This is a genomic window from Priestia abyssalis, from assembly GCF_002019595.1.
GTDB classification, from domain to species: Bacteria; Bacillota; Bacilli; order Bacillales; family Bacillaceae_H; genus Bacillus_BA; species Bacillus_BA abyssalis.
Map to the genome: position 1 here is coordinate 3,794,529 of NZ_KV917369.1, position 13,389 is coordinate 3,807,917.

At 41.0% G+C, this 13,389-nt stretch carries 12 protein-coding genes; 5 read left to right on the forward strand and 7 right to left on the reverse strand.

All coding sequences use genetic code 11. The features are described from left to right. Positions 1–191 precede the first annotated feature (191 nt). The 3 genes from BK575_RS18175 to BK575_RS18185 form a co-directional block, all read right to left on the reverse strand. Positions 192–1,808: an amidohydrolase gene (locus BK575_RS18175; RefSeq protein ID WP_078412369.1), complete on the reverse strand. Its 1,617-nt coding sequence runs from the start codon at positions 1,806–1,808 to the stop codon at positions 192–194. 43 nt (positions 1,809–1,851) lie between these two features. Next, entirely contained in the window at positions 1,852–3,180 is a 1,329-nt protein-coding gene (gene brnQ, locus BK575_RS18180) for a branched-chain amino acid transport system II carrier protein (RefSeq protein ID WP_235867413.1), read from the reverse strand. Between the two features lie 342 nt (positions 3,181–3,522). Beyond that, a complete protein-coding gene (locus tag BK575_RS18185; protein WP_078412371.1) occupies positions 3,523–4,893 on the reverse strand; it encodes a sigma-54 interaction domain-containing protein in 1,371 nt (456 codons plus the stop codon). 285 nt (positions 4,894–5,178) lie between these two features. Between BK575_RS18185 and BK575_RS18190 the strand changes: the two genes are divergently transcribed. The 4 genes from BK575_RS18190 (at position 5,179) to BK575_RS18205 (ending at position 9,273) form a co-directional block, all read left to right on the forward strand. Next, a complete protein-coding gene (locus tag BK575_RS18190) occupies positions 5,179–6,150 on the forward strand; it encodes an ABC transporter substrate-binding protein (RefSeq protein WP_078412373.1) in 972 nt (323 codons plus the stop codon). 325 nt (positions 6,151–6,475) lie between these two features. Next, positions 6,476–7,456 (forward strand): FecCD family ABC transporter permease, encoded by a 981-nt coding sequence (locus tag BK575_RS18195; protein WP_078414853.1) that lies wholly within the window; start codon positions 6,476–6,478, stop codon positions 7,454–7,456. Then, a complete protein-coding gene (locus tag BK575_RS18200) occupies positions 7,456–8,463 on the forward strand; it encodes a FecCD family ABC transporter permease (RefSeq protein ID WP_078414854.1) in 1,008 nt (335 codons plus the stop codon). The genes BK575_RS18195 and BK575_RS18200 overlap by 1 nt, the downstream gene beginning before the upstream one ends. Positions 8,464–8,481: 18 nt before the next feature. Next, the gene (locus BK575_RS18205; RefSeq protein WP_078412375.1) at positions 8,482–9,273 is read left to right on the forward strand and encodes an ABC transporter ATP-binding protein; all 792 of its coding nucleotides are present in this window, start codon (positions 8,482–8,484) and stop codon (positions 9,271–9,273) included. An 85-nt stretch (positions 9,274–9,358) separates the two neighbouring features. On the opposite strand, the gene BK575_RS18210 is transcribed toward BK575_RS18205, so the two are convergent. Genes BK575_RS18210 through BK575_RS18220 form a run of 3 tightly spaced genes read right to left on the reverse strand, consistent with a single transcriptional unit; the run spans position 9,359 to position 12,133 of the window. Then, positions 9,359–10,090: a GTP cyclohydrolase II gene (locus BK575_RS18210; protein WP_078412377.1), complete on the reverse strand. Its 732-nt coding sequence runs from the start codon at positions 10,088–10,090 to the stop codon at positions 9,359–9,361. A 44-nt stretch (positions 10,091–10,134) separates the two neighbouring features. Then, a complete protein-coding gene (locus tag BK575_RS18215; RefSeq protein WP_078412379.1) occupies positions 10,135–11,232 on the reverse strand; it encodes an FAD-dependent monooxygenase in 1,098 nt (365 codons plus the stop codon). Between the two features lie 49 nt (positions 11,233–11,281). After that, positions 11,282–12,133: a VOC family protein gene (locus BK575_RS18220; protein ID WP_078412381.1), complete on the reverse strand. Its 852-nt coding sequence runs from the start codon at positions 12,131–12,133 to the stop codon at positions 11,282–11,284. 300 nt (positions 12,134–12,433) lie between these two features. Here BK575_RS18220 and BK575_RS18225 point away from each other — a divergent pair, with 300 nt between their 5' ends. Beyond that, the gene (locus BK575_RS18225; protein ID WP_078412383.1) at positions 12,434–12,757 is read left to right on the forward strand and encodes a winged helix-turn-helix transcriptional regulator; all 324 of its coding nucleotides are present in this window, start codon (positions 12,434–12,436) and stop codon (positions 12,755–12,757) included. 186 nt (positions 12,758–12,943) lie between these two features. Here the strand turns inward: BK575_RS18225 and BK575_RS18230 are convergent, their stop codons facing one another. Continuing rightward, positions 12,944–13,333 carry a YidH family protein gene (locus BK575_RS18230; protein ID WP_078412385.1) on the reverse strand — a complete coding sequence of 130 codons (390 nt, stop codon included), beginning with the start codon at positions 13,331–13,333 and terminating at the stop codon, positions 12,944–12,946. Positions 13,334–13,389 lie beyond the last annotated feature (56 nt).

Here is a 13,389-nt window from a genome sequence, read left to right on the forward strand (position 1 = left end):
AATAAAGGAAACTTCCATCGGTCGGGGTTTTTCTTCATCCCCCACCGATGGTTAGTTAGACCCGTACGATGCGGATCACGCAGACGTTGCCGCAGCATAGATTAATAGTTTCAGTGAAATCAGTAGTCTTCTGTCATTTATCAAAATAAACGGCACATTTTATATGGTTAAAGGTGTACCTCCTTCTTCTTTTAATTTTTTATTAACACGTCCCTTTGATAGACCAGTTCGCCTCCCATATAGGTTTCTTCTACATACACTTCATCAATATTCTCGGGGCTTATCTCAAGAATGTCTTGATTTAATACAATAAAGTCGGCATGGTACTCTGGTGCAAGTTGGCCAACAAGAGGAATTCGTGTGATTTCCTGCGCCGCCCGAGTATAAAGGGTAATGACAGTAGGCACATCTACCCGCTGTTCTTGGCCTGTATCGGTTCCATCATACGCCCTGCGTGTAACAGCCGCCTTTATACTAACGAACGGGTCAACTGGATCGGCCCATGCTGTTGCAGGGGCATCAGAAGAAAACGCCACCTTGATTCCTGCATCAAGCATTGATTTAACCGGATACGTTGTCTTTGTTCGATTGACACCTAAGTTGTTAAGGTAACTCTCGATTTCCGCGTATAAAAAGATCGGCTGCGGCACGAAGGCAATTCCTGTTTCAGCAGCACGCTTGAGTGCTTGTGTTGTCGGCATCGCAGCATGCTCGATTCGGATGGATGGTCCATCAGAGAGCCAGCCCTTTCTTCCGTAAAACGTATTGACGATTAAATCAATCGCTTGTTCACCCATAGCATGCACAACTAATTGAACGCCGCTTTGCTCCGCTGCTTCAGCTGCCGCTAGCAGCTCTTCCTTCGAGGTTGTGGCGATGCCGCAGTTTTCATCATCCCCTAAAAATGGCGGGCTCACCCATGCCGTTCTTCCTGACACGCTGCCATCGGAGAAAAGCTTAATACCCCCGATATGAATCGGATTTTCCCGATTTGTTGTATGCTCATCTAATCGATTTTGCTTTTGCAAGTCTTCCCACATATAATACAAAACAGTGCGCTGCTTCAGTCCTTTTCCTCGCGCCTCATTATACATATCTAAATAGTCAATTGGTTTACTTAATGCCATAAGATCTGTAATCGCCGTAATGCCATGGGCAAACAGATTCGGGCTTAGTTCAGCAAGAACGGCAGAATTTTCTTCAAGCGTTGGACTCGGCATCACATCTAACACTAAATGTCTCGCACTTTCACGCAAAATACCCGTTGGTTCGCCATTTTCATCCTTGTCTATCTGACCTCCTTTTGGATTCGGTGTATCTTTCGTTATACCGGCCATTTCCAATGCCTTGCTGTTCACAGACACAATATGACCGCATGTGCGCGTAACAACGATTGGAGCGTTTGCAGAAGCCTGATCTAAATCCCATCTTGTAGGTGCTCTTCCTTCCGTTAATTTTCCTTCATCATATCCCCAGCCTTCTATCCACTCATTAGAAGTTTGGGACTCATATTGCTTTTGAAGTTCTATTATCATTTCTTCAATGGACTGAACAAGCGGCGGTGTACAAGCGATTTGCTTCGCTGCCTTAGCCAAATACAGCGGGTGCAAGTGAGCATCGATGATTCCTGGAAGCACCCGGCGGCCTTGAAGATCCACGCTTTCACCAGCCATGCCTTCGATGTGGGCTTGTTCCCCAACCCACTCTATCCGTCCATCACTTACCACCATGGCGCTAGCATACGGCTGTTTTGGATTGGATGTAAAAATTCGTCCATTAAAGAAAATTTTTCTTTCTGTTTTACTCATCTCTCTCTCTCCTTCATCCTTTTTTTGATGCACTTTCTAACCATCAATCATTTTCAATAGGATTTAATGTTGGGGCTTGATCTTGTTTCCCGGAAACGGTTTTATACATAAGTGCTCCTGCTATAAAACCGATGATGGCCGGCACCAGCCATGAAAACCCATTTGAACTGAATGGAAGCATCGAAATCAGATTGTTTATAACAGGAATTTCCAAACCGATGGTTCCCAATGTTTCAAATAAACTGATAATAAATGTTAATAGGATGGCACCTCTGTAAGCTCCCGGGTTCGGAATAAATTTGCGGAATAACCCTATCAACACTAATACGATTGCTACCGGATATAGCGCTAAAAATATCGGTATCGTATAGTTGACAATTTTATCGACCCCTAATGAACCCATGGCTGCTCCTGCTAAACAAATAATTAGTACCCAAGCGCGATAACTTAATTTTTCTTTTGTAAGGCCATTCAGAAAATCGGCGATAACCGCGATGACCCCGATCGCAGAAGTTAAACAAGCTAATGCAATCACAACGGCTAATAAAACGGAACCAGAGCTGCCTAATAGACGTTCAATGATTTCAATAACAAGTGCTGTGCTCTCAATATCCTTAGGAAACATCCCGCTGCCCGCTGCCCCAAGATACAGCAAACCGCCGTATACGATTAATAAGCCAAGACCTGCTATTAATGTTCCGGAGACGGCCACTTTTTTCATAGCCGCACCTTTATAGCCATGGCTTATGATCGCTGCTATAAAAATAGGAGCACAGAAGATCCCAGTGATCACGTCACCTGTCTGATAGGCGTTAATAAACGCATTTGAAAATGGAGTTGCAAGATCTGTTGCTACTGGTGTTCCAATCGGATCAAAAATTCCTTTTCCAACGATAAATAAAAGAATGACAACTAAAAACGGTGTAAGTATTTTTCCAATTTTATCAATGACGTTCGATTTATCCATTGCAAAATAAAAGCTTATCCCAAAAAAGATGACAATCGTAACGATTGAAGGGACTTGAGGGAATAGAGCACCAACACCCAGCTCATGCGTGGTTGCTGCCATTCTTGGAATCGTAACAAACATCCCAACTCCAACCATAAGCAAAAGGTTAAAGACTTTATAAAACCAAGGGCTAATCGGTCTTGTCAGCTCTTCAAATTTCCCGCCTGCATTTAATATGGCGATAACCGCCAACAACGGCAGTACAATTCCTGTGATTGAAAATCCAATTAGTGCTGAAATCCAATTCGTCCCTGAAATATGTCCGATAGACGGAGGAAAAATTAAGTTACCAGCGCCAAAAAAGATGGCAAATAGAGCAAAACCCAACATAAGGCTGTCACGTAAACTTTTGTTCATACTCATTCTTCACACCTTTTCTCTAAAATTCTTCTTATGAAACCCCTTCCATTTTTCTCCAACATTTACTAACCATCATTTGCACACCACCTATATCAATTTAAAGAAGTAACTCTTTCCCTACTTTTATGCAATTTATGTGCCAACTTTTTTAATCTTTCCCTCTATTTATGCTCCTATTACACGGCCTTATGTTCAATAAAGGCTTGAAATTCCACGCTTCTATGGCGTTTATTTTCTCTATTATTTATTTCATCATTATCTTTTTTACATGTAAAATAGGCTGAATCTGCCATCAAACATAATAAAAGAGGGGGAAATTTTTCCCCCTCTTTCGTAAAAAAATTTTTACCTTAGTTTGTACTTGTCCATTTTATATTTTAATAACTGCTTTGAAATCCCCAGCTGCCTTGCCGTTTCCGCTATTTTTCCGTTCGTCGCTTTGAATTTACTGACGATAATGTCTTTTTCATATCCATCTACAGCCTCTTTTAAGGACGTTATGTTCATCTCCTTCAGCTGAGTGGTGGAAGTGCCGCTATATTTACGGATTCTTGCTGGAATATCATCCATGGTGATTTGACTCGTATCAGCATGGTTATAGGCGGTTTCAACTGCGTTCTTGAGCTCTCTTATATTTCCCGGCCAATCATACCTTTGAAAGCATGCAAGGACCTCCTCATGGACTCCTTCAATGGTTATATTCATATTGTTGTTATAAAAATTGATATAGTATTCAAGGAGTACCTCGATATCTTCCTTTCTCTCCGTTAAGCTTGGTAAATCCATCTGTACAACGCCCAATCGATAAAACAGATCCTCCCTTAACCTTTTCTCTGCAAGCAGGATGTCCGGGTCTTCATTGGTCGCTGAAATCACCCTTATATTTAAACTAATGTTTTTCTTCCCGCCTATTCTTCGAATCGTTTTTTCCTCAATGGCTTTCAGAAGTTTTACTTGCAGACTGATATCCAAAGAATTGATTTCATCTAAAAATAAGGTACCGCCGTCTGCTTGTTCGAATAGGCCCGGCATATCTTCCGAGCCTGTAAAACTTCCTTTCATCGTTCCAAACAACGTACTTTCCAACAAGCTTGCAGGAATCGCGCCACAATTCAATGAAATAAACGGTTTATCGTACCGATCACTCAAATTATGAATAGCCTGCGCGACAACTTCTTTTCCTGTGCCCGTTTTTCCAAAGATTAAGACGGTAGAGTTTGTCTTGGAAACCTTTTCGATTTTATGTTTAATCGCTTTCATTTTGGAATTCCCAGTGATGATATTGTCAATCGTATAGATCGTATTGTTCTTTCGATAAAGTTGATGGCCCGCGTACTTATCAAGTGATTGAATATTTTCTTTCGTGAAGTAATGTTTGGAAAATTCGATGGCCCCGATTACTTTGCCATTTTCTATAATCGGGTATGAAGAATTTTTGGATACCATGACGTTCCCTGTTTTGGTGACCAGCTCCTGCTGTACATTGCATAAAGCCGTCCCGCTTTTTAAAACATTTATCAATGTACTGTTTTCATCGGTCAAGTTTTTATAAAATTTGGTGATGTGCTTTCCCATAAACTCTTCAGGTCTTTGACCAAGTTCTTTCAAAACATTTAAGTCTGCCAAATCATAAAAGATAATGATTCCATTCTTATCCACTACCAAAATATTGTCATATTCGGATAAATGACCGAAATTTTCTGCATGTATATTCAATATGTCACTCTCCTATCAAAAGGAAACTCCCAGATCATTCGACATGTTCATTTTACCATAGAAAGTCATCATCGATGATTCAGGCACCTTGAATCTACCCTCAACGGTTTAGAAAACCTGGCATGGCCGCTCTTTGGTCATACGAATTTTCTAAATCGATCTATATAAATTTTATTTTCTTTAGTTACAAAAAGTTTTTAATATTGACCTTTCGTTCGATAAAAATGATAATCATTATCATGAAAAAACCACATGGATTTAAAGCTAGAAAGGATGTAAGAAAACATGATGGAACTTACTAAGAGAAGAAGCATCAGCGGAGCAGTGTTAGTGACGCTATTAACGATCGTGATGCTGCTAACGGGATGCAATGCCTCGCAAAAAACGGCAGAGTCTGAAAAAACAGAGACTTCCGCTGAAACAAAAAACCAGGAAGCAAGAATCATTAAGCATGAAATGGGAGAAACAGAAATCCCAGCTACCCCTCAAAAAATTGTGACTCTTGAATTATCTTTTGTCGATTCTTTAAATGCAGTAGGAATGCAACCTATCGGAATTGCCGATGACAACAAAAAAGAGATGATCAAAAAGCTTGTAGGGAAAGAAATTGAGTATACTTCCGCGGGAACACGAGAGCAGCCTAATCTAGAGATTATTAGTTCTTTACAGCCAGACTTAATCATTGCAGATTTGGAGCGCCATAAAGGGATTTATGAAGATTTACAACAAATTGCTCCTACTATCGTATTAAAGAGCCGAGAATCTACATACCAGGAAAATCTTGATGCATTTAAAACAATTGCGGATGCAGTAGGCAAAGAAAGCGATGCATCAAAACGATTGGCTGAGCATGAACAAACGATCGAAGAGATTAAAGCAACCTTTAACCTTGATTCTAATATGACGATTTTACCTGCTGTTGTACGCGATACTTCCTTCCAGGCTCACACTTCCTCCTCGTATGATGGGGAATTACTCGAACACCTTGGATTAAAAAATGCGATTCAACAAGAAGAACCTTATGCTGAAATGAACTTAGAACAACTTGTAGAAATTGATCCGGACGTTCTTCTTTTAGCAAATAATGACGGTAAACTGCTTACGGACGAGTGGAAAAATAACCCGCTTTGGAACAATTTAAAGGCGGTCAAAAATGGACAGATTTATAGCGTCGATCGCGATTTATGGACAAGATTTCGTGGTGTGGTATCCGCAGAACTCATGGCCAAAGATACATTAAAAATACTTGGCGAATAAGAAAAGCGAAGGCGACTGCTCAATCTTGAGAGGCGTTGGAGCTTCAGACAAGGAAACCGCTTTTTGGTTTCCATGGCAGAAGTGAAACGACCGAAAGATTAGGAGCCGCAGCTGGACAATAAGAAAAGCGAAGGCGACTGCTCAATATAGATCGATTCAAGTTGTCTGGATGACCTATTGTGAATACCTTTCAATGGAATGAAGCGTGTGGAGTTATTAAGTGGAATATATATAGAAAAGTAAGGATGCTCTCATTCTTACTTTTCTTTTGAAATTTTGTTAGAAAGTGTGTTGTATAGTGAATGAAACAGTAGTTAGATATACAATGAAGGTTTATGCCACGGCTATTATCGGGACGATTTTGTTGATCTTAGGGGTGGCCCTAAGTATTTCTGTAGGAACGGCCGATATCAATACAGCAACTGTTTTTAAGTCTATTTTTCAATGGGATCAATCTAAAGAACAAGTCATTGTCAGAACTCTCCGCTTGCCTCGCGCTGTCATTGGCGTATTGGTCGGGGCTAATTTGGCAGTTGCCGGTGCTTTAATGCAGGCTATTACGAAGAATTCCTTAGCCTCTCCACAAGTGTTTGGTGTGAATGCGGGTGCATCACTCATTGTCGTATCATCTTTTGTCTTCTTTCCAAGCCTATCCTCTGCTTCTCTCGTGTATTTTGCTTTTATCGGAGCTGCATTAGGAGGAATAGTTGTTTACTCTTTCGCTTCCGAGGGGGGAATGACACATGTGAAGCTGGCATTGGCTGGGATGGCTGTTCACTTTTTCCTATCTTCTTTAACTCAAGGCATGATTATCTTCAATGAACAGGCCAAAGATGCACTTTACTGGTTAGTGGGAGCTATTGGTGGGAAAGGTTGGGCGCATGTTAACTTGATTCTTCCCTGGTCTCTTGCAGGATTGATTCTTGCCATCCTATTCTCCCGATCTATTTCTATACTTGTTCTCGGAGAAAGTATAGCGCAAGGACTTGGACAAAAAGTCCATCGAATCCGAATGATTGCCGGAGTACTGGTCATTATTTTGGCAGGATCCTCTGTTGCCGTTGCAGGACCGGTAGGCTTTGTCGGATTGATTATTCCCCATATTGTCCGAAAGCTAGTAGGAGGAGATTATCGCAGAATCATTCCGTTTTCTGCATTATTTGGAGCCTTGCTTTTAGTTTATGCAGATATTCTTTCCCGCTTCATTGCATATCCCTTTGAGTCACCAGTAGGAATTGTCACAGCTATGATAGGAGCACCCTTCTTCCTGTATCTGGCTAAACAAGGGAGGAAGGTTAAACAATGATGGTAAAAGAGAGATTTTTATTTAAAACAAAAGCACACCCTTATCTTGTTCTCTTTCTACTTATTATAATAATGCTGATTCTGTCGGTTGTGAGCCTTGGGATTGGCGCTATTTACATTCCACCGCTTGATATCGCAAAAGATTTATTAGGAAATGGAACGCCAAATCACGTATTTATCCTTCAGCAATATCGGATACCCCGCATTCTCATCGCTTTAGTTGCCGGGGCTGGATTGGCAATGGCAGGAGCTGTTTTACAGGGAATTCTCAGAAATCCCTTGGCTTCTCCCGATGTAATCGGGGTTACGAAAGGGGCTGGGTTGGCAGCTGTAATTATAATCGTTTCATTTCCAAAATCTCCGGTAGCTGTATTGCCCATTTCCGCTTTTATCGGGGCAGCTATTATAGCAGTAGTATTAATGATATTTGCCCGCAAGAAGGAAGCCCAACCAAATACACTCGCTCTTGTGGGGATTGCATTAGGCGCAATATGTCAGGCTGGAATTGAATACTTTATGATTAAATTTCCGGATGATGTGAACAGCACGCTAATGTGGTTAACAGGCAGCTTATGGGCAAGAGGATGGGATCAAGTATGGATCCTGCTTCCCTGTTTATTTTTTGGTTCCTTATTATTTATATTAACTTCCAAACTCGACATATTAAATCTCGGGGACGATATAGCCATCAGCCTCGGTGAAAAATCGAAGCAAGTAAGATATGTACTGCTAGGTATTTCCGTTGTCTTAATTGGATTATGTGTGGCTGTCATCGGATCGATTGGATTTATTGGTTTAATCGCTCCCCATATCGCCCGAAAAATAGTCGGATCCAAGTATAAATTTCTACTTCCTGTTTCAGCCGTCTTTGGCTCTATCTTTCTACTCCTTGCGGACACCCTGGGAAGAGGACTATTTCCTCCGATTGAAATACCGGCTGGAATCGTCACAGCTGTGATAGGAGCCCCATATTTTTTATATTTACTGCGTCGTGAACGAAAAAAATAATAGGGAAGGTCAGAGACTATGACAACATTATCGGCAAAACAACTTTCTCTCTCATATGAATCTGTTCAAATTATTGATAATATTGATTTAGAAATTCCAGAAGGCAAAATTAGTATTATTATTGGTTCTAATGGTTGTGGTAAGTCGACCATTTTGCGCTCTCTAGCAAGATTACTGATACCTCAAAAAGGAACCATTTATTTGGATGGAAAGGCTATTCATCGTCAATCGTCCAAAGAAGTAGCAAAGAAGCTCGCTATCCTGCCTCAATCTCCGGAAGCTCCGGAAGATATAACCGTAAAGGAATTATGCTATTACGGAAGACATCCGCATAAGGGGTTGTTTTCAAGACAGTCTCCTGAAGATCATGCAATTGTAAACAGAGCCTTATGTGCAACAAAAATGGAGGATTTGGCTGATCGTACGTTAGATGCATTATCTGGAGGGCAAAGACAGAGAGCGTGGATTTCCATGGCTTTAGCACAGGAGACGGATCTTTTGCTGCTGGATGAACCGACCACATATTTGGATTTAGCACATCAAATTGAAATATTGGAGCTATTACGTGATTTAAATGTAATGTATGGACGCACAATTGTCATGGTTTTACATGATTTAAACCAGGCGGCCAAATACGCTGACCATCTAATTAGTATTGCCAACGGAAGAATCTATAAGGAAGGTCCGCCTGAAATGGTCTTTACAAAGGAAATGATCAGAGACGTATTTGGATTGGATTGTTGTATCGTTGAAAACCCTGTCGATCAAACCCCGCTTTGTATCCCAATCGGTCTATCTGACAATAACTAAATAAGCTGCAAAAATGATTTATTTACTGAAAGGACCCGTCACTAAATCCTTGATTTCACTGGATTTTCATGACGGGTCCTTTCAGCTAGACTAGGTGACCTGACTTTTTCACTTTTGTCTGCAAGTAGTGTTCGTTGTACTCGGAAACATCTCCCCATAATGGAGTTCTTCCTGAGACTGGCAAACCTGCTATCCTTAGGGCCTCCAATTTTTTCGGGTTATTCGTAATGAGTGTGACCGGCTTGGCACGCAATGCTTTTAGTACAGTAATGGCTTCCTCATAATTCCTCGAGTCATCCACAAAGCCGAGAGCTTCATTCGCTTCCACTGTATCATAACCATTTTCTTGCAGGATATAAGCCATTGCCTTGCTGAATAAGCCGATGCCTCGACCTTCATGGTTTGCCAAATAAAATAATGCGCCGGTACCGTGCTCGACAATCATTTTCATCGACTGTCTAAGCTGATAGCCGCAGTCACAACGCTTACTTCCAAATATATCTCCCGTATGACAGATTGAATGCATTCGAATTAATGCATCCTCCCCATATTCAAAATCACCGTATACAAGAACACTGGATTGTTGGTAATCGGCCAAGTGAGCCGATGATAATCGATCAATCACTTCCTCGTAATCTTCTACGATCTCATCAGCTTTCAACCAGCTGTACCACTTAAATTCAACAGTTTCCCCATATAAATTCACTGGTAATTTAATCGGTCCGACTAGATAAACCGCACCCTCGCCCGTTTTGATAATCTGTATTTTATCTTCTAATACGGATAGAATATTTGATTTTACCAGTAATTTTTCCATCTTTGTTCCCCCTACCCATATTTGATAATATAAGACCGTTCCAATTACCTGGTTAGAACAGCGAAATGATCTTTAAAAGCTGCTTCTTTAATTAGCTGCTGTTCTTGCAGGGCTTCTACCTCTTTCCGGCGCAGCTGTTCAAACTCTTTCAATTGACTCACACTTACGTCCCTTTGATTAAGAGCTTCGATGATTACTTCACTCAACACTTGCGCATCGGCCAAGCTGGCATTAATCCCAAACGCACCGGTTGGACTCATTGTATGGGCCGCATCTCCCATAAGCACAAGCCCATCCTTCACCCATGTTTCGCATTTAGAGCTATGGACGTTTAATAAAACAAAATCACCCCACGACCGGATATGATGATGGACACTTTCGCTCAATTCCGGAAAAGCCTCCGCCACCTGTCGGATAAACGGTTCAAAAGATTGCTTTTTTAAGACAGGATACGATCCCTCCTCGATGTTCCAGCCGATTTGAACATATCCGCCGGCTTGGGTAAATAAAGCAAATTGCTTGCCATTCACCAAAGCCTGTCTAATCGTCGGTTTCCATTCAGCTGGGGTCGGAATTTTGGCCCATAGCAAATCGTAACCGTGTTTAATGATGGAAACCGGAATGCCGGCTAATTTTCGAATCGTGGAAAATCGTCCATCAGCACCAACCACTATCGTGCTCTTGATCGACACTTCCTCATTTCCCTTTTTCGCCTTCACGCCGGTAACCATACCGCTCTCATTGGTCACCACCCCTGTCACTTTCGTTCCCATCATCAACTTGTAATGAGGGAAAACATCAGCGGCACGAAGCAGCACACTTAATAGATTCCTTTGTGGAATATGAATTCCAACATGCCGTTCTCCATCTGCAGGAATCACCGCCTTAAACGCTTGGCCATGATGCCAATATTCCACACGTTCCATTAATAAAAGCCCTTCTCGTTCCACTTGTTCATAGAGACCATAAGCTCGTAAAACGGCTTCTCCCTCTTGATTCAAATGTTCGCCGCGGAATTCCTTATCAATCCCTTTATGGCGCTCGAGAACAATCGTTGAAAGATTGTTTGCAGCAAGTAAATACGCTAAAAGAGCTCCTCCAGGTCCAGCACCAACAATACAAACATCCGCTTCAAGATTCATATTACAACCACCTATTTATGTCTCAATATAAAGATACAGTCAGCCTTACCTAGACTCTCAATTCAATTTTGTTCCCTGAAGGATCTTGTGTGAACAAACTGCCCTGTTCCTCTGTTATCATTGCTCCCAACGTGCTGATTCGAGCAACTGCTTCTTTACGCGCCTCTTCATTAGGAAAAACAACCGTATAGGAGCTCATTCCAACACTATTCTTTACAGGAGCCGGAGCCCCGATTCCATTCCACGTATTAAGTCCGATATGATGATGATAGCCACCCGTCGAGATAAACAGCGCTTGACCGCCGTATCGGCAAACAATCTCAAAGCCAAGACCATGACAATAAAATTCTTCTATTTTTTTGAATTCGGCTACATGTAAATGGATATGCCCCATAATGGTGCCAGCAGGAAGACTCTCCCACGGCTTTCCATCATCTTCCTTAACAATGCTCTCCACATCCATCGGCTCAGTCGCCATCACCACTTCGTCTCCACTCCACTTCCATGAAGAAGAAGGACGATCACAATAAATTTCAATGCCGTTTCCGTCAGGATCGGCTAAATAGAGCGCCTCACTCACAAGATGATCTGAACCGCCTTGAAGCGGGTATTGCGTTTTGATCATGTGCAAGATGAATTTTGCTAAATCGGCACGGGTTGGCAATAACAACGCATAATGATAAAGACCTGTTGTACGCCTTTGTTTCGGAATCACATGTTCCGACTGTTCTATGATGACAAGAGGCGTTTTGCCATCCGCCGTTAATGCTGCTTTTCTTTCTGCTTGTTCTAATATTTTAAAACCAATGATATTTTGATAAAAGTCAAGTGAACGCTGCAAATCTTGAACGTTTAAATGCACCTGACTAACAAACATATTCGGTTTTTCATGAAAAGTCATATTGTCATCCTCCAACTATATAGATTGATTTAGAAAATCCGCTATGGCTAAACAACGGCCATGTCTAATTTTCTAACCTTTGAGGGAGAAACCAAGTGGTTTGAATAGCCGATGGTGAATATCCCTCGTTCGAATGAAGCTGTGTCAAATGAGATATATATAAAGATTGTTTTTATTTTAAATGTTAGTTACTTTATGTAAGTAATTATATTTTCGATATTTACTTTTGTCAAATACATTCGTTATGATTTATAATGTTATTTATAATATGGTATCATGAACGTGCAGGGGTGATAAACAATGAATCAATCGCTAATTTGTCCACGCTTCGAAAAAGCGATAAACATATTGAGCCAGCGCTGGACGGGACTGGTTATTTACCAGTTGCTCACAGGACCAAAACGATTCGGCACCTTGGAATCTTCCATGGGAATTAGCGGAAGAGTCCTGTCAGAACGGCTAAAAGAACTTGAAAATCAAGAAATCGTTAAACGTGAGGTTTTCCCTGAAACACCGGTACGTATAGAATATTCTCTAACCGAGAAGGGCTTAGCCTTAGAACCCATTATGAAAGAAATTGAAAAATGGTCGCAAACGTGGTTAGAAGTTGAACCGACTGAGTAAAAGAGAGTGCCCCAAAAATATCGCTTTTGGGGCACTCTCTTTTATTCTGTATTAACTGTGAATAAATCCCACTTATGGAAGTTTCCCATATCTTGCTCCATGTTGCTAAAAGGAAATGATTAAACAGGAGGATAATGGAGAAAAACGAAAATATGAATTGTCGCTGGTTGCTTGTTACTTAATAGCCTACATAAATAACAAGAAAGAAAGATACATAAAAATAATGAGAATTAAGATGGAAAACAGGGAAGAAATAAAGAAAATACAATGATTAGATGGATTAAATATACCATTCTGGATTTCTTTCCTTTTCCTTGAATATTGAAGAGTAGCCAATACTCCTATTATAAAGCCAACAATACAGGCAAATATTCCCAGGAATATCGCAACGTTATTAATATAATGATTGAAGCTAATTTTAATCGTAAAATGCAAAGAAGTGGTCAAAAACCCCACTCCCACAATAGACACACTAGTCCGTATCCAAGCTAAATACGTTCTTTCATTCGCTAAATGCTGCTGTGCAAATTTCACACTATTACCAGCTTCTTCTTTCCATTTATTTAAAGCTTCCATAAATAGTAACCCTTTCTCTAGCCTTTTTATGTGATGGCACGTTTAGATTATACATG